General features: G+C 60.1%; 15 protein-coding genes and 1 pseudogene. 6 read left to right on the forward strand and 10 right to left on the reverse strand.

Features of this window, described 5'->3' with window-relative positions:
* Positions 1 to 49: 49 nt before the first annotated feature.
* Positions 50 to 5,659 (forward strand): beta strand repeat-containing protein, encoded by a 5,610-nt coding sequence (locus AC3ITA_RS11765; RefSeq protein ID WP_489280362.1) that lies wholly within the window; start codon positions 50 to 52, stop codon positions 5,657 to 5,659.
* Positions 5,660 to 5,881: 222 nt separating this feature from the next.
* Positions 5,882 to 6,646 carry a tetratricopeptide repeat protein gene (locus AC3ITA_RS11770; protein WP_095941804.1) on the forward strand — a complete coding sequence of 255 codons (765 nt, stop codon included), beginning with the start codon at positions 5,882 to 5,884 and terminating at the stop codon, positions 6,644 to 6,646.
* Between the two features lie 305 nt (positions 6,647 to 6,951).
* Here the strand turns inward: AC3ITA_RS11770 and AC3ITA_RS11775 are convergent, their stop codons facing one another.
* Positions 6,952 to 7,176, reverse strand: a complete 225-nt coding sequence (locus tag AC3ITA_RS11775) for a GDCCVxC domain-containing (seleno)protein (protein ID WP_095941805.1) — start codon at positions 7,174 to 7,176, stop codon at positions 6,952 to 6,954.
* 201 nt (positions 7,177 to 7,377) lie between these two features.
* On the opposite strand from AC3ITA_RS11775, the gene merR reads away from it, so the two are divergent.
* Positions 7,378 to 7,776 carry a mercury resistance transcriptional regulator MerR gene (gene merR / locus AC3ITA_RS11780; protein WP_095941806.1) on the forward strand — a complete coding sequence of 133 codons (399 nt, stop codon included), beginning with the start codon at positions 7,378 to 7,380 and terminating at the stop codon, positions 7,774 to 7,776.
* A gap of 142 nt (positions 7,777 to 7,918) precedes the next feature.
* Here merR and AC3ITA_RS11785 read toward each other — a convergent pair whose 3' ends face one another.
* The 4 genes and pseudogenes from AC3ITA_RS11785 to AC3ITA_RS11800 form a co-directional block, all read right to left on the reverse strand.
* Positions 7,919 to 8,821 carry a universal stress protein gene (locus tag AC3ITA_RS11785; protein ID WP_489280365.1) on the reverse strand — a complete coding sequence of 301 codons (903 nt, stop codon included), beginning with the start codon at positions 8,819 to 8,821 and terminating at the stop codon, positions 7,919 to 7,921.
* A 252-nt stretch (positions 8,822 to 9,073) separates the two neighbouring features.
* A complete protein-coding gene (gene gfa, locus AC3ITA_RS11790; protein WP_095941808.1) occupies positions 9,074 to 9,652 on the reverse strand; it encodes an S-(hydroxymethyl)glutathione synthase in 579 nt (192 codons plus the stop codon).
* Between the two features lie 300 nt (positions 9,653 to 9,952).
* Positions 9,953 to 10,846: pseudogene (locus AC3ITA_RS11795) on the reverse strand (polysaccharide deacetylase family protein).
* Positions 10,846 to 11,718, reverse strand: coding sequence for a GNAT family N-acetyltransferase (locus tag AC3ITA_RS11800; protein WP_150673340.1), 873 nt, complete (start codon positions 11,716 to 11,718; stop codon positions 10,846 to 10,848). Before AC3ITA_RS11800 ends, AC3ITA_RS11795 begins: the two are co-directional and overlap by 1 nt.
* A gap of 460 nt (positions 11,719 to 12,178) precedes the next feature.
* Between AC3ITA_RS11800 and AC3ITA_RS11805 the strand changes: the two genes are divergently transcribed.
* Positions 12,179 to 13,510, forward strand: a complete 1,332-nt coding sequence (locus AC3ITA_RS11805) for an MFS transporter (RefSeq protein WP_414927758.1) — start codon at positions 12,179 to 12,181, stop codon at positions 13,508 to 13,510.
* 84 nt (positions 13,511 to 13,594) lie between these two features.
* On the opposite strand, the gene AC3ITA_RS11810 is transcribed toward AC3ITA_RS11805, so the two are convergent.
* On the reverse strand, positions 13,595 to 14,629 hold the full coding sequence (locus AC3ITA_RS11810; RefSeq protein WP_095941811.1) for an AraC family transcriptional regulator: 1,035 nt from the start codon (positions 14,627 to 14,629) through the stop codon (positions 13,595 to 13,597).
* A gap of 445 nt (positions 14,630 to 15,074) precedes the next feature.
* Positions 15,075 to 16,112: an AraC family transcriptional regulator gene (locus AC3ITA_RS11815; RefSeq protein WP_414927759.1), complete on the reverse strand. Its 1,038-nt coding sequence runs from the start codon at positions 16,110 to 16,112 to the stop codon at positions 15,075 to 15,077.
* A 111-nt stretch (positions 16,113 to 16,223) separates the two neighbouring features.
* On the opposite strand from AC3ITA_RS11815, the gene AC3ITA_RS11820 reads away from it, so the two are divergent.
* Positions 16,224 to 17,267, forward strand: coding sequence for an alpha/beta fold hydrolase (locus AC3ITA_RS11820; RefSeq protein ID WP_414927760.1), 1,044 nt, complete (start codon positions 16,224 to 16,226; stop codon positions 17,265 to 17,267).
* A 60-nt stretch (positions 17,268 to 17,327) separates the two neighbouring features.
* Here AC3ITA_RS11820 and AC3ITA_RS11825 read toward each other — a convergent pair whose 3' ends face one another.
* The 3 genes from AC3ITA_RS11825 to AC3ITA_RS11835 form a co-directional block, all read right to left on the reverse strand.
* Entirely contained in the window at positions 17,328 to 18,977 is a 1,650-nt protein-coding gene (locus AC3ITA_RS11825) for a 3-(methylthio)propionyl-CoA ligase (RefSeq protein WP_489280367.1), read from the reverse strand.
* A 173-nt stretch (positions 18,978 to 19,150) separates the two neighbouring features.
* Entirely contained in the window at positions 19,151 to 19,630 is a 480-nt protein-coding gene (locus AC3ITA_RS11830) for a 2,4'-dihydroxyacetophenone dioxygenase family protein (RefSeq protein ID WP_095941814.1), read from the reverse strand.
* A 108-nt stretch (positions 19,631 to 19,738) separates the two neighbouring features.
* Complete coding sequence (locus tag AC3ITA_RS11835; protein WP_218194539.1) at positions 19,739 to 20,611, reverse strand: TauD/TfdA dioxygenase family protein; 873 nt, start codon at positions 20,609 to 20,611, stop codon at positions 19,739 to 19,741.
* Between the two features lie 773 nt (positions 20,612 to 21,384).
* Here AC3ITA_RS11835 and AC3ITA_RS11840 point away from each other — a divergent pair.
* Entirely contained in the window at positions 21,385 to 22,635 is a 1,251-nt protein-coding gene (locus AC3ITA_RS11840) for an OprD family outer membrane porin (protein WP_095941816.1), read from the forward strand.
* The last annotated feature ends 1 nt before the right edge of the window (position 22,636 follow it).

The raw sequence follows: 22,636 nt of genomic DNA on the forward strand, positions 1-22,636 counted from the left end.
AGCGGCCCACAGCGGTTTTTTGCTCAGGGTGACTTCTAGGGAGAAAGACATGGCTAGCACTACAACTACCAGCGGCGGAACCATTACCTCGTTTTCCAACACGCCGCAGGCGAAGGATGACGTCTTTACCACCACTGAAAATCTGTTGGGGGTCGTGTATTGGGACGTCATGTCCAATGACCTCGGCGGTAACGCGAAGACACTCTGGTCACTCGACAATGCGGTGAGCGATCCTACTGCCACCAAGGTTTATGCTCCGGCCGACCTCCTGACCCAGGATACGGCGAGGGCTGAGGCGACGAGTTCTGACACCAGTATGAATGGTGCAAAGATCTGGATCACCTCGGACGGTAAGGTCGGCTACGACGCCGCTACATTCACCACTGCTTTCAAGGCACAACTCCAGGCGCTGGCTACTGGCGAGTTCCTGACGGACAGCTTTACCTATGCGATGCGTCTGGGCAACGGAACGCTCAGCTGGGCCACCGCGACAGTGCAGTTTTCGGGCGAGAATGATGGCGTGACGATCAGCCTCGGCGCGCAGGCCGGCATGGTGACCGAAGACGCCGACACCACTGCGAGCGCGACCGACGCGCTGACGGCCAGCGGCACGATTACCTTCAACGACGTCGACCTGAGTGACACGCACATGGCGACGTTCGCGCCAGCGGGGGGCAACGCTACTTATCTTGGTACGTTCGCGCTCTCGCCGGTAAGCGAAGCAGCGAACGCGGCCGACGGTTCGGTGCAATGGACGTACAACCTGAGCAATGCGGCGGCACAGTACCTGGCACAGGGACAGACAGTCACCGAAACTTACCTGGTCACCATCAGCGATGGCCATGGTTCGTCGGTATCGCAGAATGTGACCATCACTATCACCGGCACCAACGACGGGCCGACGGTGTCGGCGGCAGAAATTGAAAGCGGTGCGGTGACCGAAGACGGCACCACGGTAGCCAGTGGCAGTTTCGCCTTCGGCGACGTGGACCTGGCCGATGACGCCCATGTGGCCAGCGTGAGCGCGCCATCCGGTGCGCTGGGTTCGCTGGTGGCCAATGTCAGCGACGAGAGCACTGGCGACGCGGCGGGCAGCGTGGGCTGGACCTATACGCTGAACAACAGTGCGGCGCAGTACCTGGCTGAAGGTCAGACCAAGACCGAAGTGTTCACGGTGACGCTGACTGACGACTTCGGGGCGACAGTGACCAAGGACGTGACGATCACTCTGACCGGTACCAACGACCGGCCGACGCTGACCATCGACGACACGGCCGGGGCGATGGACGAAGGCAACGGCGCGGCCACCTTGAGCGACAGCGGAGCGCTGAGCTTCGCCGATCTGGACAGCAATGACGGGGTGACGGTCAGCCAGAGCGCCAACCACGATATCGCCTGGAGCGGCGGCACCCTCGGTGCGGCGCAGGCCGCGGCGCTGGTCGCCGGTTTCTCGGTCAATCAGGCCGGCTGGACCTACAGCAGCAGCGAGAACCTGGACTTCCTGAGCGCCGGTGAAACCATCAGCTTCTCCTACACCGTGGTGGCCACTGATGACAGCGGTACGGGCACCGCGACCTCGGCAGCGCAAACGGTGACGATCACCCTGACCGGCACCAATGACCAGCCGACGCTGACCATCGACGACACGGCCGGGGCGATGAACGAAGGCAACGGCGCGGCCACCTTGAGCGACAGCGGTACGCTGAGTTTCGCCGATCTGGACAGTAATGACGGGGTGACGGTCAGCCAGAGCGCCAACCACGATATCGCCTGGAGCGGCGGCACCCTCGGTGCGGCACAGGCCGCGGCGCTGGTCGCCGGTTTCTCGGTCAATCAGGCCGGCTGGACCTACAGCAGCAGCGAGAACCTGGACTTCCTGAGCGCCAGTGAAACCATCAGCTTCTCCTACACCGTGGTGGCCACTGATGACAGCGGCACGGGCACCGCGGTCTCGGTGCCGCAGACCGTTACCATCACCATCACCGGCAGCAACGACGCACCCGTGCTCAGCTTCGCGACGGGCAACGAGGCCGGCGCGGTGCAGGAAGACGGCACGCTCAGCGTGAATGGCCAGTTCAGCTCGGCCGACATCGATCACGATGCCACGGCGACCTGGACCATCAATGGCCCGGCAACAGGCACCTACGGCTCGATCGCCGTCGACACCACCGGCCAATGGACCTACACGCTGGCCAACGGCAGCGATGGCGTTGCCAGTGCAGTGCAGTCGCTGAAGGCGGGCGAGAGTCACAATGACGTGTTTACGGTGCAGGTCAGCGACGGCCTCGGCGGTGTCGACACCCAACTGGTGACTATCACCGTCACCGGCAGCAACGACGCCGCCGTGCTGTCTTCGGCCAGCGTTACGCTGAGCGAAACCAATGCTCCGCTGACCACCGGCGGCAGTCTGATCATTAGCGATATCGACAGCCCGGAAAGCTTCCAGGCGCAAACCAACACCGCCGGCAGCTACGGCCAGTTCTCCATCGGCACCGGCGGTGCCTGGACCTACGTCGCCAACTCCGCCCACAACGAGTTCGCCGCCGGTACCACCTACACCGACACCTTCGCGGTGAGCAGTGCCGACGGCACCCTCACTTCGGTCACCGTGCATATCCTCGGCACCAACGATGCCGCCGTGCTGTCCGCCGACATCGCCAACCTCACCGAGACCAATGCCGCCGTCGACATTTCCACCGCCGGCACCCTGACCATCAGCGACGTCGACAGCGCCGCCACCTTCGTCGCGCAAACCAACACCACCGGCAGCTACGGCCAGTTCTCCATCGGTACCGGCGGTGCCTGGACCTACGTCGCCAACTCCGCCCACAACGAGTTCGCCGCCGGTACCACCTACACCGACACCTTCGCGGTGAGCAGTGCCGACGGCACTCTCTCTTCGGTCACCGTGCATATCCTCGGCACCAACGATGCCGCCGTGCTGTCCGCCGACATCGCCAACCTCACCGAGACCAATGCCGCCGTCGACATTTCCACCGCCGGCACCCTGACCATCAGCGACGTCGACAGCGCCGCCACCTTCGTCGCGCAAACCAACACCGCCGGCAGCTACGGCCAGTTCTCCATCGGTACCGGCGGTGCCTGGAGCTACGTCGCCAACTCCGCCCACAACGAGTTCGCCGCCGGTACCACCTACACCGACACCTTCGCGGTGAGCAGTGCGGACGGCACTCTCTCTTCGGTCACCGTGCATATCGCCGGCAGCAACGACTCACCGACGATCACCTCCAACGGTGGTGGTGCGACGGCTTCGGTCAATGTGGCGGAGAACACCACGGCGGTTACGACGGTGGTGGCGACCGATGCCGATCTGCCGGCGCAGACGCTGAACTACTCGCTCCTGAATACGGCCGGGACGGACTTCAGCAAGTTCTCGATCAGTTCGAGCGGGGTGCTGACGTTCAACTCAGCACCCGATTACGAGAATGCCCAGGATGTCGGTGGTACTGACGGCGACAACGCCTACGTTGTGGACGTTCAGGTGTCCGACGGCAATGGCGGAATCGACACGCAGACGATTACGGTGAACGTGCAGAACGTCATTGAGACGCCAGTTGATACCGTGGCGCCAACGGTGATAGTGACAGGGACTGCCTTAGAGAATTCGATGGGTGCAACGTCGACGGTCACATTCCAGTTCAGTGAGACGGTGAGCGGTTTCAACCTGTCTGATGTCGCAGTGACGACAACGAGCGCAACGCCACGCGCAACTTTCAGTAACTTTACCCAGGTTGACGGCGATACCTACACGGCAACGCTGACCAGAACGCTGCTCGGTAGCATAAAAGTCGACGTTGCCGCGAACAGCTACACCGACCTGGCGGGTAATCCGGGTGCGGCCGGGAGCAGTGCAAACCTTCCGGCAGGCGTTGCCGGCGAACCCGTCAATCTGGCCCTCAACGTTCCACTGGCCGATATTAGCGGCCCTGTGACGGTGACTATCAGCGGTGTTCCTTCGGGGTGGGTGTTCAATGCAGGAACCGACAATGGCGATGGCACCTGGACCGTGCAGACCAGCGATCCCGGCGCATTGACTGTGACAACGCCATGCGAATTCGCCGGTGCGTTGGTGCTCGATGTCAACATGTACTGGAGCAACGACGACGGCAGCACCGCAAGCGCCTACGTGTTCAACAACATCGAAATCTATGCCCCAGGCGCACCGATCTTCGCCTTGTCCACCGACGACAACCTGACCGGCTCGTCCGGTGCCGACACCTTCGTGTTCGCCCGGCCGATCGGCAACAACGTCATTTACAGCTTCGATGCGGCGGCGGACAAGATCGATTTGATCGGCTTCACGGGTGTCAACGATTTTGCGGATGTGACTATCGCCAACGATACGAACGGCAACGCCGTGCTCAGCATCAGCGCCGACCAGACGATCACGGTCAAGGGCGTGGATGCGGCGGCGTTGGGCGCGGGCAACTTGCTGTTCGATGTGGACCCGGTCACGACCAATACGGGCACCATCACCATTGCCGACGGCGCGATCATGCCGTTTGGTGGCAGCATCGACAACAGCGGCACCATAGCGCTCGGCTCCAGCGGCAGCGGGACTGATCTCGAGATTCTGTTCCGTGGCGCGACATTGAGCGGTGGCGGGCAAGTGGTGTTGTCCGACAGCGCGCAGAACGTGATCTTTGGTGGTAGCGCGGACACGGTGCTCACCAATGCCGACAACACCCTCTCGGGTGCCGGCCAGTTGGGAGCGGGGCAGATGATGCTGGTCAACTCGGGCCTGATCCTTGCCAGCGGTGTCAATGCGCTGGTGATCGATACCGGCAGCAGCGCCGTCACCAACACGGGTGTGCTGCAAGCCAGCGGCAGCGGCGGATTGGTGATTGAAAGTGCGCTCCTCAACAGCGGCAGCCTGTGGGCGAATGATGGCAACATCACCGTCCACGCAGAGGCCAGTGGCGCGGGTAGCGCGACTATCAGCGGTTCGGCGATACTGGAGTTCGATGCAGCCTCCGATCAGCATGTGACGTTCGACAGCGGCGCGGCAGGCACGCTCAAGCTCGATGAGTCGACGGCGTTCAGTGGCAGCGTCAGCGGTTTTGCCGAAGGTGACAAGCTGGACTTTGGCGATGTTGCGTTCGGCGCCAATACGCAGATCACCTATGCAGCGAATGACACAGGCACCGGCGGCATGCTGAGCGTGAGCGACGGTGCGCATGTGGCGCAGATCGTGATGAATGGCCAATACGCGGCGGCGGGTTTGCAGGCGAACGCCGAGGGTAGCGGCAGTGAGCTGGCCTACGACGCAGCGGCGGCAAACCACACGATGCTGGGCGGCCAGGCCAACGACACTCTGGTCGGCGGTGCGGGTGACGATCTGTTCTTCGGCGGGCTGGGCAACGACACGCTCAACGGCGGCTTCGGCAACGATACCTTCATGTTTTCCGCGGCAGGCTTCGGCAACGACTCGATCCAGGGCTTCGATATCAATCCGGCCGGAGGGCAGGACTTGCTCAATATCGCGGGGCTGGGGATCAGTAGCGAGACGTTCGCTGCCAACGTGAGCATTGCGGGTGACGGCGCGGACTCAGTGATCGGGATCGGAGTGGACACTATTCGCCTTGTCGGTGTTAACAGTGCAGGTATCGATCAGACGGACTTTATCCTGACGACATGATGTTTTTGCCGCTGACCGCACGTTGCCATGCGGTTGCAGACCCCATCGCGAACAAATTCGCGATGGGGTTGTTGGCGGTAAAGTTCTGGCTGCGGTGGCCTTTGCAGCGGGAACTTCAGGGTACTGCCCGGGTCAATGGGGGCCCTGTATCGCAGATGCCGAGCAGCGCTTTGGCCTGTTTTACTTCAGTGCCGTCCGAGATCAGCCGAGTTCGCCCCCCTGATGCCAACCAAGAGTTTTCTGTCGGGACTCATCCTGGCGTACTGCGCCGTCGCGTCGCTTTGTTCGGTTGCTGCCGAGCGAAGAGCACCCGCGCAAAGCAACAGCGCATCAACCACCCTGATCGAAACCGCCTCGCGGCAGTATGAAAATGGCCAACTGGACCAGGCCGCTGCCACGCTGGAGCGTGCCCTGCATATTCAGCCGAACAATCCCGCGACGCTGCATTACCTCGGTGTGTTGCGTCTTCAGCAGGGGCAGTACCAGCAGGCTGAAACCCTGGCGGCGCGCTCGAACTTGCGGGTCGGTCGCAACGTCGCGTTACGCAACCGCAACTTCCAACTGATCCAGGCGGCGCAGCAGGCCCAGGCTTCGGGTACCCCACCCAATGCAAAAGAGGATCTGGTCGCAGTACAGAAGGGGCTGGAAGAGGAGACCCAAAGGCGCCGCGATGCGGAAATGGCGGTTGTTGAGCAATCCACTCCGGACACTGGGCGCGACGCTGGCAACTTCGCTGGCGCAGAGACAGGTGGGGTTTCGGATGCGCCAGCGGCTGGCAGGGCCGGGCCCGAAGGAAAATTACAAATGGCTAATGTCGAGTCTGAGCGGGCGTACGCTGAGGTTGAGATTCCCCGCGGCCATATGCCGCCTCCGGGTAAATGCCGAATCTGGTTTCCTGATCGTCCGCCGGGGCAGCAGCCTGCACCCGGCAAATGCAAGAAGCTGCGATATCGGGTTCCCTCAGGAGCCTACCTGGTGCGCGGTTGAGGTGCTGAGCGTCCCTTCTGGCTGGGGCTGATCGTCGCGAATGGCTGCACAACCCATTGCAGCCATTGCCCACCGACGCTGATCGGGACAAAGCTACCTGCCGAAAACGGTACCCAATGCGCACTGACCGATCGTCACCTATCGGATCAAAGCCAATACAGGAGCGCAATGGTATACAGCCAGCCGATGCCGAGGGTGATAGTCAGGTAAATCACCACGAGCACCAGAGAGTGATTCCACATGACACTGACCTCCCATAACCACGGTTTGAGGCGCGTCAGGGGCGTCCGATAAACCGAATAAACCTAGATCAAGCCCGTACCACAGCATCCGCGCTGCTCCTGAATCGGCGGGCACTTCACCGTGCCAAACGAACAGAACACACAGCAGTCACCGGGGTTCGGGCGTAGCAGGGCTTTGCAACTGCCACATTCGTAGAAAAACTGACAGGCATCTGTGGGCATGGCTTCCTGCTTGGCAAAACCGCAATGCGGGCAGGTCAATACGGATTCGAAGATGACGATGCTCATGGTTGCCTCACGTGTGAACGGTAGAAGGACAACTGCTCCAGTGAACTCTTGATCGCGATCGGACAGACCGGACAGGTCATGTTCCGAGCGTCGAGCCTGACGGTTTGCACTGGAGCCTGAGCCATCGTTTTCTCCATCGAACTGATCTAACCTAGGGTCACTTTACACTCCGTACCCGGGTACAGAATCAAGGGGCGTGTGATGGTGACAGGGCTGAGTATCGGCAAGTTGGCGGAAACTGCCGGGGTGAACATCGAGACTATTCGCTATTACCAGCGACGCGGCTTGCTGGATGAGCCGCCAAAGCCGCTCAGCGGTTATCGATGCTATCTACCGGAGCAGGTCAAACGGCTGCGCTTCATCAAGAGGGCGCAGGCGCTGGGATTCACGCTGGATGAGGTGGGCACACTGCTGACACTTGATGCGGCTTGCACTTGTCGCGAGACTCGGGCACTGGCCGTGCACAAGCTGGCCCTGATCGATCAAAAGATGGCCGACCTTGCCGCGCTGCGGCAGGTACTGGGCGCACTGGTGCAGGAGTGCGATGCAGGCGACGGCGGGGCCGCTTGCCCTATCATCAATGTGCTGAACAGGGAGTGATGCCTGGTTGCAGCCGCTCCCGACTGGCAGAAATCAACCAAAGGCAGACGGCCAGCCGTGTCCGCCCAGTCAACACTCTTGGTAAAACAAGGCCGTGATTGTCAGCTGCTGCCGTATCGAAGTGCGGACCTGAAGAGTATTCCTACTGATCAACTTGCCCCTTTATCGCCAAAACATTGCAGGGCACCTGATACAGGACGTGCTCTGTAGTACTGCCAATCAGCTTGTGCAGCCCTTTTCGATGTGTACTTCCCATTACGATCACATCGGTTCGGCTATAGGCTGCGAAGTCGGACATCGCTTTGGTTGGCGACCCTTCAATGAAGTGTTGTCGTTCAGAGGGTATGTGGTAACTGTCAGCCAACGTAATGAATGACTTATGCAGTGACCGACGTACGTCGTTGCTGAAGCCTGGCATCGTCACTGCTCCGGTCCCCGCGTCAGAGATATGTGTTTGCGATGGATCGAAGGCGTGCAGCAGGTGCAACTCTGCATTGCACTGCATTGCCATCTGCTGTGCAGCCAGGATGATGCGATCGTTGATGTCAGTGATCTGGTGCTCTGGATGCGATAAATCCACTGCTGCCACAATCACCCGTGGAAGTGGACACCTGACTTCGCTGACCAGATGAACAGCAACCGGGAGATCGCGCACCAGATGCCAATCCAGAGGCGTGACGAATACGCGTTTGATTGCTGATTCGTAGTGTACGTCCTTGATAACCAGGTCCGGTTGCAAGTCCGTCACATGCTGAAGGATTTCTTGAAGTACGTCCCGAGCCAATACAACTTCGGTGGTGACCGTAATCCCATTGCCTCGAATCAGTTGGGCTTCATCTTGCAACCACTTCTGGTTCTCTTGCTGACAGATCTCGCGAAATTGCTCATTCCCGCTCATCAACCCCAAGATGTCGACATCTTCGATAAACACCGTGATATGCAGTACTGCGCCAGTGGCTTTGGCAAGTGCGACTGCGCGCTCTAGCGCCGGCGTGTGACGCATGGCTGGACCGACAATCAGAAAGAGGCGTTGATATTGGCTCATGTCGCACCTCCAGCATTCAGGGGTATTCGTCAGTTTCCGCCGGCACTCTCGTTCGCCACACTATTGGCGACCACCTACCGCCTCAGCTACCCGGATCGACAATATCAATATACGCCCACATTCAATGAACGCGTACGGGACGAGTCGCTCTGCCTGCGCACATATCTACCCCACAGTTAATTATGTGGGGCGCACAACATCAAAGGTGAATCGGAGCCGCGGTCCGGAAAAGAAACCGCGGCGACCGATCAATCAGGCGGCGGGGAGCAAGCCTTTCTGTTTGGCGACATGGGTCGCCAGTGCGTCCATTAAATCCGGGGACAGGCAGTCATAGGGTTCCAGGCCGATCGAGCGCAGACGCTCGCGGATAGCCTTCATTTGCTCTGGCGGTGTGCCGGTTTCGATGATGGAGGACACGAACGCCGCGAATCCCGGCGCAGCCCATCCGCTCTGTGGCGAAAGCTCGGTGTGGACGAAGTCCAGGCCATAAAACGCATGGTCCTTGTTCTCGATACGCCCAAAGAGATGGGCGTGACACTGTTTGCAGGCGTGGCGCTGGATGGTGGCGGATTCGTCGACAATCGCCAGTTTTTCGCCGTGGGCAATGACACTGACCTTGTCTCGAGGCACCACGGCGATGACGGCGAATGTCGCGTTTTGTGGTTTCCAGCATTTGCTGCAGCCACACGCGTGGTTATGCAGAGTTTGTGCGTCGATCCTGACCTCGACCTTGTCGGTCGCACACAGGCATTGCAGGGTCCCGCCTGTGAAATTCGCGGCGGCGGGCTGGATACCATTGTCCAGTGCAGGGTGAAGTTGCAAGGTGCTCATGCTGGCGTCTCCGTTTCAGGGTGTCAGACAAAAGTGCCTGGGGCGTGCCCCAGCCCGGTAGTTCATCGGAACTCCATGACCGCGCGGATCGATTTGCCATCATGCATCCGATCGAACCGCGGCGGATTTCGAAAAGGACACAGTGCATAAACGAGTGACCTCCTTCGGTGCGACCGATCGGTTACCCAGATCAAGAATAGTCTGCGATGACGCCTCGAGCGCGGCCAGGGCCAGCGCTCGGGCGAGTGTGCCGAATTCAGAACGCCAGCGGGGCTCAGGCCATACCGAACCACTTGCCACTCAGGCGGGGAATCGGGCGATCCAGTGCCTGGCAATCTCTTCGCGCCGGCAGATCCACACCGCGTCGTGGCCTTGCACGTAATCGAGAAAGCGCGCCAGCGCCATCGCACGACCAGGATGACCGCTGATCCGCCCATGCAGGCCGACGCTCATCATCTTCGGGTGTTGCGCGCCCTCCTGCTACAGCAGGTCGAAAGCATCCTTGAGCAGCTGGAAGAAGTCTTCACCGCAGGCGAAGCCATTGGGCAGCAGATAGCGGGCGTCGTTGTTGACCAGTGTGTAAGGGATCACCAGGTGGGCGGGAGAGCCAGGGAGCCAATAGGGCAGGTCATCGTTGTAGGCGTCCGAGCTATAGAGCAACCCGCCTTCCTCACGCAACAGGCGGCGGGTGTTCTGGCTGACCCTTCCCGTGTACCAACCTGTAGGGCGTTTACCGCAGATCTGCTCGATCACGTCGAGGGTGAGGCGGATATGGCGCCGCTCCTGGTCTTCAGGCATGTCGCGATAGTCCAGCCAACGGTAGCCATGCCCGGCAATCTCATGCCCGGCAGCGCAGAGCGCATGGCCGATCGCTAGGGTGAGTTCCAGCGCCCGGCCGACGGCGAAGGCGGTCAGCGGCAGGCCTCGGGCGCTGAACAGCTCCAGAATGCGCCACACACCTGCGCGCGATCCGTATTCATACATGCCCTCGACGCTCAAGTCCGGTTCCCCTACACGCGGCGGGCGGCCCGGTAGCTCGTGAAGCCAGGCCTGCGACTGTGCATCGCCATTGAGGATGCATGACTCGGCGCCTTCTTCGATGTTGAGGACGAACTGGACCGCGACGCGCGCCTCACCGGGCCATCGCGGATGGGGTGGGCAGCCGCCGTAACCGATGAGGTCGCGAGCGGACATCAGCCCAGCTCGAAGGTCGTGACGCCGAACACACGTTCGTGCGCGATCGCCGGAGGAGGGCCGAGGTACATGTGTGCGCAGCCGAACACCTCGATCATGCCCTGTTGGTGCACGAGCGCCATCGCGGCGGGGTTATTCTCCGGGGCATCGAGAAACAGCGGGCCACCCTCGGCAAATGCCGCCAGGCGGGCGTAGAGGGCATTGGCTGCCAGGGCGTCGTCGGCGAACAAGGGGCCGATCTTGTAGCCTTCCCGGCAGCGCCTGACTACGCCATAGCCGCTTAGTCTGCCTTCGCGTCGGCAACCCACGGCGAGTGCATCGGCCTGGGCTGTCCACCCGCTCAGGAAGTTTGCGCGCGGGGCGGGGAAGCAGGTGCGGTCGTAATCGACAACCTGACTGAACGGGAAGGAGGCCAACGGGACGATGTCCTGGTCGCCGACCTGCGAGGTCGTCGGACGGGTGGTGAGGTTGGCACGAAAACGCAGGTTGCGATGGGAGAAGACGAAACCGCCCTTGGCGTAGTAGTCCTGCATCGCAAAGACGCCGTCCATACCGATGCTCGCGCCTGGGCGCAGGCGGGCGAGAAGTCGCTCGCGGCGTGCGTGCCAGAGGGTATCGCCCAGACCTTGACCGCGATATTCAGGCCGGACGATGAAAAAGCCCATGAAACCGAATTCGCCATCATAGGAGGTGATGGCCCCGCCGCCGATCAATTCGCCGCCCTGGTACGCCGCGATGAAGGCGGCAGAGTCCGTAGCCCAGAACAGCTCGGCATCGTGAAGGCCGGGATTCCAACCCTCACGGGCAGCCCACTCGACGAGCTCGTCCAGTTCGGGACGGGTCATGTTGCGTATGACCAGCTGATTCGACACCGCGAAGTTCTCCTCAGTCGCTATTGACGGTAAGCCCGACCAGGGTAAAAAAGAGGGTAGCAGGGCACCACCTGTTTGCCATTGACCTGTCTACCGACCACTTTGACCCAGAGCATCGGAGGGTTCTTCGCGGATAAACAGCGCGAGCATGCCCAAACTGAACGGTCTTTTGTCCCAGTATCACAATATTGTGTCCTGAAAAGCTGAGTGCAAGGCGCCCTCTGAGGGCTACCTTCAAGCCGACTACTGAAAATAGATGGAGGTAGAAAGTGGATGCACTCACTGCAATGCGCATTGGTCAATCCTGACCGCCGACCCCCTGCTCAAGAACGTTCCGCCGGGCAACAACATGACCCTGGCCATGTAGATGCACTCCCGTGCGGGCTTTGAAGAGACTATCGCTCGCCGTCCGGCTACACGCTTGATAACAACAATAAAATAAAGACTTCGAGGAGGCTGCATGGCCTTTCATCCAATCGCCGCCGACGATGACGACGCTGGTTGCGTCAGCGTTTCGCGCCAATATGCCTGGATCGTTTTTGCACTGACGTTCGGCCTGTTGATTTCCGATTACATGTCGCGTCAGGTACTGAACGCGGTGTTCCCGTTGCTCAAGACCGAGTGGGCGTTGAGCGACGGACAGCTCGGCCTGCTCAGTGGCATCGTTGCCCTGATGGTGGGCCTGCTGACGTTTCCCCTGTCGTTGCTGGCCGACCGTTTCGGCCGGGTCAAGAGCTTGGCGCTGATGGCATTGCTGTGGAGCGTAGCGACCCTGGGTTGCGCGTTGGCTCAGGACTACCAGCAGATGTTCATTGCGCGATTCATGGTCGGTGTCGGTGAGGCGGCCTATGGCAGCGTCGGCATCGCCGTGGTGATCTCGGTATTCCCCAAACACATGCGCGCCACTCTGACCAGTGCCTTCATGGCCGGCGGTTTGTTCGGCGCTGTATTAGGGATGGCCCTGGGCGGCGCCATAGCGGCCAAGCTGGGCTGGCGCTGGTCGTTCGCCGGCATGTCGCTGTTTGGCCTGGTGCTGGCGATGCTTTATCCGCTCATCGTCAAGGAAGCACGCATTGCGCCGCCACGTGCCGCGCAAATGGCGAACAAGGCAACGGTGGCGGTCAAGCGTCCGCTGCGCACGCTCTGGTCCAGCCGTTCGGTGGTCTCGACCTACATCGCCAGCGGCTTGCAGTTGTTCGTCGGCGGTACGGTGATGGTGTGGATTCCCAGCTACCTCAACCGCTACTACGACTTGCCTACTGACAAGGCCGGTGGCATGGCGGCGGGCATCGTGCTGTGCAGCGGTGTGGGGATGATTGTGTGCGGCATGCTCAGCGATCGCCTGTGTCGGCACTCCCCGGAGCGCAAGGTCAGCCTGGCCATTGGTTTCTGCCTGGGCAGTTGCCTGTTGCTGTCTTCAGCCTTTGCCTTGCAAGCAGGGCCGGTGCAACTGGCGCTGATCTGCCTGGGCATGGCGATTGCCACCGGCACCACCGGCCCCGCCGGCGCGATGGTTGCCAACCTGACCCATTACTCCGTCCACGGTACGGCGTTCGCCACGCTGACCCTGTCCAACAACCTGCTGGGGCTGGCGCCGGGGCCGTTCATCACCGGCCGGGTGTCGGACCTCATCGGTCTGCATGCCGCGTTTCAACTGGTGCCATTGATCAGCCTCGTCGCGGCGGCGGTGTTCTTTTATGCCAAGTGTCATTACCACAAAGACATTGCCCGCCTTCAGGGGCAGAGTGTTCCTGAGTCCATGAGCGAATTCGGGCTGGAGGTGAAACTGTGAGTCGTCGTTAACATCCCGACATGTGCCACAAACACCGTTTTTTGCGGCGACTGTACCAGCAGTCGCCGTTTTTTTGCCGTGTGTTCAGAATGACTTGGAGGCGGCAGCGTCCGAACCGGACTGTTTCTGCGCGCTGCGCCACACCGCCGGCGGCATGCCGAACTGGTTGATGAACCAGCGGGTGAAGGAGCTCGCCATGGAGAAACCGAACATGTCGGCAATGTGGCTCAGCGAGTGGTTCGGGTTTTCCATATAACGCAGTACCAGGGCGCGGCGCACATCGTTGATCAGGTCGCTGAAGGCACAGCCGTGGTCCTTGAGGCGACGTTGCAGGGTGCGCACGTTCATCCCCTGGTGCTGGGCGATCTGCTCAATGGTGGCGCGGCCCATGGGCAACAGCAGGTAGATGGCCTTGCGCACTTCGAACAGCGTCGAGGTGGTCTCGGGGCCTTGCAGCGAGTCAAGGTAGCTTTGGGCATGACGGGCCATGGTCGGGTCGGCATTGAGATTGATCATGTCGAGACTGACGGCAGGGCAAACGATGCCATTGAACTCGCTGCCGAATTCCAGATTGCAGCCGAACACGCGCCGATGCAGGTACAGGTTGTCCGGTGGCTGGTGCATGAAGTTGACGCTGCAAGGGCGCCAGTGCGAGCCGAGCAGGGCCGAGCACAGACCGAACGTCACGCCGATGGCCAGTTCCGTGGCCTGGCGACTGGGCATCGGCGATTCGGTGACCATCTCTTCACGAATGATCACCATCTTGCCGCACTCTTCAACGAAGATGGCCAGCGAGTCGTTCATCAGATGACGGTAGCGCACCATCACCTGCAGCGCTTCGCGCAGGGTGCGTTGATGGCTGAGCAGCAGGCTGACCACGCCGAAGTCCGAAAACTGGCGCGACTCGGCCATGCTCAGGCCGAAGGTCTGGCAACCGCTGGCGATGGCCGAATCTTCCAGCAGACGCACGGCGGCATCGATGGGAATGCGCGATTCCGGGGCTTGCAGCTGAGCCTTGTTCAGGCCTGCGACTGCCATGACGTCGAGCGGGTTGAATCCCAGGTCCTGGCTAACTTCCAGGTATTTGGTCAAAACGGCGGCGCGAACAAGCGTGGGCATGCGTAGGACTTCCCTCGGCCGATGGTGACGTTTCATTTCCATTGAAGATGTGTTGCGCGATCAGGCGCTGTTCTGATGACGTTTGCGTGGCTTGCGCGTCGATCCCGGTGGAGGACTGCAAGTGGCGCGATCAGATCCAGGATCGTATTTTTGCATCACCATCGAATGGGTTGCTGGACCCGAATTCACGAACCGCTGGAGCCATCAAGGACCCAGGATCCTGGGCGGTCTACGTGTATCCGGTAGGTGTTGTGGCCCCCATCAACGGAGCAGGGATCACTGACCCATAGTAGGTTGCGCGAGCGTCATGAAATAAGCATTGCGGGACATAATCTTCGCGTATTGGGACGCTTGCGCAGGGATGGCGGGGTCAGATACGTCGGGTGTGCTTGGCTCAGGCAATGTGGCTGGCCAGCAGGCTTGAGTCGGCCATTAACCTGCTTTCTTATTCAGGCGACAGGGGCCCGGATGCCATCTTGCTCGCTCGGTAGGAGACGGCCCAAGCCGAGGGTGTCTTGCCAAAACGGCTGCGGAACCAGCGTGAAAAGTCACCGGCAGAGGAAAAGCCGAGGAGTTCGGCGACTTCATACAATCGGCGCTTGCTGTTGGCCAGATACTCTTCGGCGAGTTCGGCGCGAACGGCATTGATGATCGTCGTGACACTCTCTCCCTCTGCCGCCAGGTGTCGGTTGAGGGTGCGTCGGTGCATACCCAGATGCTGGGCCACGCCATCGACAGAGCACAGTCCGCTTGGCAGCAGCATCTTGACGATCTGGCGTACCCGCTGCGCCGGTTCGTCGCGCAGATTGGCCAACTGCATGTCCAGCGATCGCTTCACCTCGCGATGCAACGCGGGGTCGGCCGTGGGAATAGGCAGGTCCAGATCATGCCGACGGCATACGATGGCATTGAATTCCTGGGAAAACTCGATATTGGTGCCCAACACGCGCTGGTGCACTTCAAGGCTGGAAGGTCGCTCGTGAGTGAAACTGACCCTTACCGGCCGGAAGGCATGGCCGCTCAGGATGCTCAACGTGCGAAGCATAATACCGGTTGCCTGTTCAATCGCCTGGCGCCAGACGCCACGATGGCCCTGCATGTTTACACCCACATGCAGCAGGGTCAGGTCGCCTGCATCCTCGAGCCACATTTGCACACCGGCGTTATGCAAGCGCGTATAGCGGAAGCACGATTGCAACGCTGCACGAAGTGTTGGCTCTTCGCGGATGAGCAGCGCGAGCATGCCAAAGTTGGAGAGGTGCCGGGTTTCCGCAAGCAGCAGCCCGAAGGCCTCCTGACCGGACAGGCGGGCTGACTCCTCCAGCAGCCAGCCTACCGAATCGCTGCTGATCATGATGTTCGGATCGTCGAGGACAGTGGCCGGTAGCCGGGTCATGCGCAGCATGCGAAATGGATCGAGCCCCACTGAACGGGCCACCTGCTCAAAGTCGGTAAGGCTGGCGCTTCGCGTCAAGGTATACATGCTTGGCCTCGTGTCCCAGTTTCACCAGATTGTGTCCCGGGAAGCTTAGTGCAGGACGCCAGCCCAAGGCTACCTTCACGCCGACAACGACAACAAAGATGGAGGTAGATAATGGGCACGCACACCGCTACAGGTATCGGCCAACCGCTCGCGGCAAGGGCGCAGGTGGACGCCGACGACCCTGATGCATTCAACCACTGCTTTGCCGAACTCAACGGCATTCGCATGCATTACATCGACGAGGGACAAGGGCCTCTCGTCATCCTGCTGCACGGTTTTCCTTACCTTTGGTACATGTGGCGGCGCCAGATCGCGGTGTTGGCCGAGGCCGGTTATCGAGTCGTGGTCCCTGATCAACGGGGTTTTGGCCAAACCGATCGACCCGATGCCATTGAAGCCTATGACATGAGTCAGGCCGTCGGCGACATGGTCGGCTTGATGGCGACGCTGGGCGAAACATCGGCTGTGATCATCGGGCACGACCTGGGCGCCTGGGTGGCCCAGGCGGCGGCCATGCTGCGGCCGGATCTGTTCCGTGGCCTGGTGATGCTCAATACGCCGGTGCCACCTCGGGGCAAGGTCAAGCCGACCATAGGCTTGCAGGCAATGGCAAAGGGCAGGGTGTACCACCACCTGTATTTCCAGCAGCTCCACAAGCCGGACCGTGAGTTGGCCAGCGATCCGCGCAAGACCTTGCGCAGCGTGTTTTACTCGATCTCCGGCAGCGCTGTCGGGGCTGAACGCTGGCGCCTGTTCGTCGAACCTGGTGAACCCATTCTCAACGCGTTCACTGAGCCGAAGGGCGAGTTCCCGTCATGGCTTAGCGCGCGGGCGCTCGACTACTACGTCGCTGAATACACGCGCACAGGGTTTACCGGTGCCTTGAACTACTACCGCTGTCGCGACCGGAACTGGGAGATCACCGCGTTTCTTGACGGTGCGGTGGTACGCCAGCCGAGCCTGTTCATCGGCGGTGCCGCCGACCCTTCGCTGGAGCCGGTCGAAATCCGCGGGCTCTACGAACAGCTCGACACTTATCTGCCCGGGCTGCAGAAGAAGGTCTTGCTACCCGGCGTGGGCCACAGCGCCGCGGAAGAAAGCGTCGATCAAGTCAATGAATTACTCCTGACCTTTCTCGAGCAACTGGAGCGCTAGAAACAAGTGCACTGTGTGTGGTCGCGATCACTCGCGGCCACGCACAGTGCTTGCACTCCTTCAGCCGGCAGCCTTGACCAGCAGATGGCCACCGAACTGCTCGCGCAGACGGTTCTTCTGGATCTTGCCCGTAGCACCCAACGCAATCGTGTCGACAAAGATCACATCATCCGGCGTCCACCATTTCGCGATCTTGCCTTCATAAAAGTCGAGCAGTTCTTCGCGCGTCAGTGTTGCTTGCGGCTTCCTGACAACGATCAGCAACGGGCGTTCGTCCCACTTGGCGTGTCTGGCGGCAATGCAGGCCGCCTGGGAGACTGCCGGATGGGCCATCGCAATGGTCTCCAGTTCGATCGAGCCTATCCATTCGCCACCGGACTTGATCACATCCTTGCTGCGATCGGTGATCTGCATGAAGCCATCGACATCGATGGTCGCTACATCGCCGGTTGGGAACCACCCTTGGCCCGCGTGCTCGAGCAGCGGTGAATTGTTTGCTTCGTTCCTGAAATAATCGCGCACTACCCATGGCCCACGCACCAACAACTCACCCGAGGTTGCGCCGTCCCAGGGCAATTCCATGCCATCGACGTCAACGATCTTCATGTCGACGCCAAACACCGCCCGGCCTTGCTTGGATTGCACGGCATGACGCTCTGCCGGGGACATTTCGAGATGCCTGGCCTTTAGGGCGCCGACGGTTCCGATAGGGCTCAGTTCCGTCATCCCCCAGACGTGCAATACCGCTACGCCGTAGGTTTGCTCAAAGGTGTGCAGCATGGACGGGGGGCAGGTCGCGCCACCAATGATGCTGCGTTTCATGCTGGAGAATTGCCGGCCGGTTTTTTCCAGATGACCAAGCAGGCCTTGCCACACGGTCGGGACACCCGCGGACAGTGTCACGTGCTCGGCTTCGAGCAGTTCGAACAGCGATGCTCCATCCAGGGCCGGTCCGGGAAATACAAGTTTTGCCCCGACCATGCACGCGATGTAGGGAAGTCCCCAGGCGTTGATATGGAACATCGGCACAACGGGCAGGATCACGTCGTGCGCCGAACAATTCAGGGCGTCCGGCAGCGCGGCGGCATAGGTGTGCAGCACCGAGGAGCGATGACTGTACAAAACCCCTTTCGGGTTGCCCGTCGTGCCGGAGGTGTAGCAGAGCGTGCTGGCGGCATCCTCGTCGAATATCGGCCAGGCGTAGCCGGAGGATCCCTGCTCAAGCAGATCTTCATAGCACAGCAGGTTGTCGATGCCGGTGTCTTTGGGCATACGCGCCTGATCGGTCATGGCGATGAACGCCTTGACCCCATTGCAGCGCCCGGCGATGGCCTTGATCAGTGGCAGGAAGGTCAAGTCAAAGAAGATGTACTGGTCTTCGGCGTGATTGGCGATGTAGGCGACCTGGTCTTCATGCAGACGAGGGTTGATGGTATGGACAATGGCACCCATGCCGGCAACGCCGTAGTACAACTCCAGGTGCCGATAGCCATTCCATGCCAATGTGCCGATCCGTTCGGAAGGCTTGACACCCAGTCGGGTCAGCGCGCTGGCCAGTTGGCGCGCGCGGCGGTGGCAGTCGCGGAAGGTGTAGCGATGGATATCGCCCTCCACCCGACGGGATACGATCTGCGTATCGCCGTGATGGCGGTCGGCATGTTCAATGAGTGAGGAAATCAAAAGCTGCTTTTGCATCATCAGGCCTTTCATGGCATCGCTCCGTTCGCTTGTCTGTGATTGGGGAGCGAGCAGGCGGCCTGGCCCGGGTCAGATGTCGCGTCAAGACCGCGACCCGACACAGCCTGTTTCCCTCCCCTTAATGATTGCTAACCGGCAACTGGCCCGGTCGCCCCGAGGCGCCGGGTTTTCCCGTGAAATCCGGGTCAGTTGAATGCCGTCAGGTCTTTCGGCGCGATGTCATGCTGCTCGCAATAAGCAAGATAACGTTGCAACCCGGTCTTCCAGTTTTCCAGCGCGACGATGTTGTCGTTGCCGTCCAGGAACGCGAGATCGCCATTAACCTGAACCAGCGTGAGCACATACCCGTCTGTGCTTGCCGTGCTGACGACTTCCGGCGTGTGAGTCGATCCGGCCGTCTCATAGACGATGCTGCCGGGGCCGGCGATCCAGTCATGCTCCTTGTATTTCCATTGGCCTTCGATCGTGTAGACCATCACCGTACCCGTGTGGTGATGCTTGGGCAGTTGCATGTCGATCGGCGACTTCATCATGACGATCCATTCACCACGGATGGGGTCAAGCTTGAAGTACTTGAGCAGGACGTTTTCGGCATAGGGCGTAAAGGGAATCCACGGCAGTGATTGGCCATCGATGACGGCGGTGTCGACGTGTTCATAGAGCATGTCATTTCTCCAATAATGCGGTTCAGATCGAATATTTGTCGGCAGTCAGGACCGTCCGACGATTTCTGCTGGTCGGGTGCCCCGGTTGCTCTGGGGAGACTGTCCGGATCAGTTGAGCGGGGTACCCGCGAGGGTCGCGCGCAGCATCTTTCTGGGTGCATTGCCGTAATCAGCCACCGCGTAGTGCTGGACTTGCAGGTTGTCCCACATCGCAATCGTGTTGGTTCGCCACTTCAGGCGAACCTGGTACTCCGGAATGGCGGCCTGAGACATCAGGTAGTTCATCAGGTGATGAGCCTCTGGCATGAAGTCCTGGCCGTAGCGGATATCCTCGAAGTTGAAGAAATTCGAGAAGTGGGTCGTGAACGCGGAGTTGACGAACAAGACCTTTTCGCCGGTCTCCGGATGGGTAAGCACCACCGGGTGTTCAGCGGCGGGGTTCTTCGCAGCCATTGCATGACGATCTTCGCGTGGCAACTGGGCGCCGAAAGTCTGCTCGGCGCCATGCTTTGCATACAGCCCGTCGATTCGTTGCTTGATGGCCTGCGGCAGGTTTTCGTAAGCCATCACCATGTTGGAAAACAGGGTATCGCCGCCGGCCTCCGGCCCCATCTCGCAGCGCAATACCGCTCCGCGGGGCGGCGCCGGCTTGTAGGTGACATCGGCATGCCAGAGGTTTTCGCGGCTGGCCTTTTCGACATAGCTCTTGGGTTTACCCGGATCGAGATTGCGATACAGCATCAGCAGCTTGTCCGCCTCCGGATGGCTCGGTGCCAGGGGGTGGGCTTCCAGTTCGCCGAATTGCGCGGCGAAGTGCTGTTGCTCCAGGGGGGTGATGTCCTGGTCGCGGAAGAACAGCACTTTGTGCTTCAGCCACAGCGCCCTGATTTCTGCGATCAGTTCAGGATCCTGGGCGGCGTCGGCCAGGTTGACGTTGCTGAGCTCGGCACCGATGGCGGGGGAGCAAATCTGCACCTTGATCGAATGCTGGCGCACTGACGACCGGATAATGGCGGGTGCCGAGGTGGGAAGAGGTGAAGGAGCGTCTTGGGTTGCGGCGACTGTTGTCATTGTTGTCTCCAATCCGTGCTTGTGCACATCCGGTATAGGTAGCGGGTCCCTGCCAGTGGGGCAGGGATGCCGGTCCAATAATAGGTGTCGAAGTCGCGATGTCATGGGCATTGCAGGACAGCTTCTTCGCATATTGGGACGCTTGAGGGGAGGGGAGCGATCAAAGTCGCTCGCAGGCCGCAGTACCCAGGCGGTCTGCATCAGGCTGCGCAATTGGAGAATCGCCTGCGCAATCGGGGAGGTTGGCGGGCAGTGCAATCGCTAGCTTAGGGCTCATCCAACAACAAGACCTCGCTAAAGGAAGGCTTATGCAATTCAGGCTTGCCATCTCCCACTGTGTGCCCCGCGCTTTTGAGTCGACTAAGGGAAACCTTTAGCCGGGTTGAAGTTTTCCCCCCAACGGATGCTGTTCATCTCGATATCGGCGCGGCGCCTGCTGGCTTACCTTGGGTAGGCAAGAGGCGTGTCGTCGTGGCGGACTGTTCCATCGAGCCCGCCTGGCGTTTTACCCCATAACAACAATAGGCCTGTCAATGCTCGAACCCACCGTTCTTTATATCCCTGATGCAATCCGCCTTCCTGCGCAAGAAGGCTCGGTGTTCGGCTGCCGGCATTTTTAGTTTTTAGTTCGAATCTGCTCCTATAAATACAGTGCCCAGCACATACAAGTGTGGAGAAGTTAGATGTATCAGGTAAAACAATCTTGCCGTGGGCTCGGTATTGCCGGCGTGTTGGGAATTATCTGTTCGCCATTGGCAGCCTATGCCGATGTCGTTGATGACAGTCACTTGAAAGTGGATACACGCAACTTCTACTTGCACCGTAACTACACCAATAACAATGCGCCGGTTTCTGAAGTGCATAGTTGGTCTCAAGGTTTCGATGCGCAGTTTACGTCCGGGTACACCGACACGGCCCTGGCGATCGGCCTTGATGTGGATGCGCAGTACGCCGTACGCCTGGATTCATCGGGCAACGACGGTTCGCTGCCCTACAGCGTCCGTGACCAGCAGACGGCCGCTGACTACAGTCGCGCCGGTGCAACCTTCAAGATGCGCTACAGCAAGACCGAGTTAAAGGTCGGTGACCTTCGCCCACAATTGCCGGTGGCGTACGATGACACCAGCCGGCAACTGGATACGATCTATCAAGGGGCGGTGGTCGAGTCCAGGGAAGTCGATGGATTGACGATGACCGGTGGCCGGTTCTGGTCTGCCGTGACACGGGAATCTTCCAACCACGAGAAACTGTACAAGTTTGGCTCCACCGATAATCTCGACAGTGATGGCCTGGACTTCGGCGGCGCAACTTACGACATTACCAGGAACCTGCAAGCCAGTTATTTCTACGGCGTGTTGCACGATATTTATCAGCAGCACTATTTCGGCCTGATGCATATGGCTGACTTGGGTCATGGCTACAAACTCAAGACCGACTTGCGCTACTTCAATAACAATGAAGATGGCAATGCCTTGAACGGTGAGATCGACAACCGTTCTTACGGTGGCTTGTTCACCTTGCTCAAAGGCGCCCACATGTTTGGCCTCAGTTACCAGCGCATGCTCGGTGACAGCGTGTTCCCGACGATGAACGGTTTTATCCCGCAACCTTACCTGGTGCACTGGTCGTCCCTGGGGTTTGTTCGCCCGGATGAAAAGTCCTGGGGAGCGCGCTACAGCTATGACTTTGCCGGGATGGGCATGCCGGGGCTGAAGCTCTACACCCGCTATATCAAGGGTACCCACTGGGACCGTGGCAACAACCTGAGCGACAACCAGGAAAGCGAACGCTTCCTGGGGCTCAGCTACGTGGTCCAGAGCGGGGCGCTGCAAGGCCTGGGGCTGGACCTGCGCAACATCGACGTGAAACAGAAGTACGGCTACGACTACAACGAATTCCGTGTCGCCACGACCTACACCTGGAAATTCTGGTAAG

It is taken from the genome of Pseudomonas sp. GL_090 (assembly GCF_057837765.1).

Bases quoted from the DNA above. Each gene is read 5' to 3' on its own strand.
- AC3ITA_RS11765 (WP_489280362.1), top strand. From the start codon at position 50: ATGGCTAGCACTACAACTACCAGCGGCGGAACCATTACCTCGTTTTCC.
- AC3ITA_RS11770 (WP_095941804.1), top strand. From the start codon at position 5,882: ATGCCAACCAAGAGTTTTCTGTCGGGACTCATCCTGGCGTACTGCGCC.
- AC3ITA_RS11775 (WP_095941805.1), bottom strand. From the start codon at position 7,176: ATGAGCATCGTCATCTTCGAATCCGTATTGACCTGCCCGCATTGCGGT.
- merR (WP_095941806.1), top strand. From the start codon at position 7,378: ATGGTGACAGGGCTGAGTATCGGCAAGTTGGCGGAAACTGCCGGGGTG.
- AC3ITA_RS11785 (WP_489280365.1), bottom strand. From the start codon at position 8,821: ATGAGCCAATATCAACGCCTCTTTCTGATTGTCGGTCCAGCCATGCGT.
- gfa (WP_095941808.1), bottom strand. From the start codon at position 9,652: ATGAGCACCTTGCAACTTCACCCTGCACTGGACAATGGTATCCAGCCC.
- AC3ITA_RS11805 (WP_414927758.1), top strand. From the start codon at position 12,179: ATGGCCTTTCATCCAATCGCCGCCGACGATGACGACGCTGGTTGCGTC.
- AC3ITA_RS11810 (WP_095941811.1), bottom strand. From the start codon at position 14,629: ATGCCCACGCTTGTTCGCGCCGCCGTTTTGACCAAATACCTGGAAGTT.
- AC3ITA_RS11815 (WP_414927759.1), bottom strand. From the start codon at position 16,112: ATGTATACCTTGACGCGAAGCGCCAGCCTTACCGACTTTGAGCAGGTG.
- AC3ITA_RS11820 (WP_414927760.1), top strand. From the start codon at position 16,224: ATGGGCACGCACACCGCTACAGGTATCGGCCAACCGCTCGCGGCAAGG.
- AC3ITA_RS11825 (WP_489280367.1), bottom strand. From the start codon at position 18,977: ATGAAAGGCCTGATGATGCAAAAGCAGCTTTTGATTTCCTCACTCATT.
- AC3ITA_RS11830 (WP_095941814.1), bottom strand. From the start codon at position 19,630: ATGCTCTATGAACACGTCGACACCGCCGTCATCGATGGCCAATCACTG.
- AC3ITA_RS11840 (WP_095941816.1), top strand. From the start codon at position 21,385: ATGTATCAGGTAAAACAATCTTGCCGTGGGCTCGGTATTGCCGGCGTG.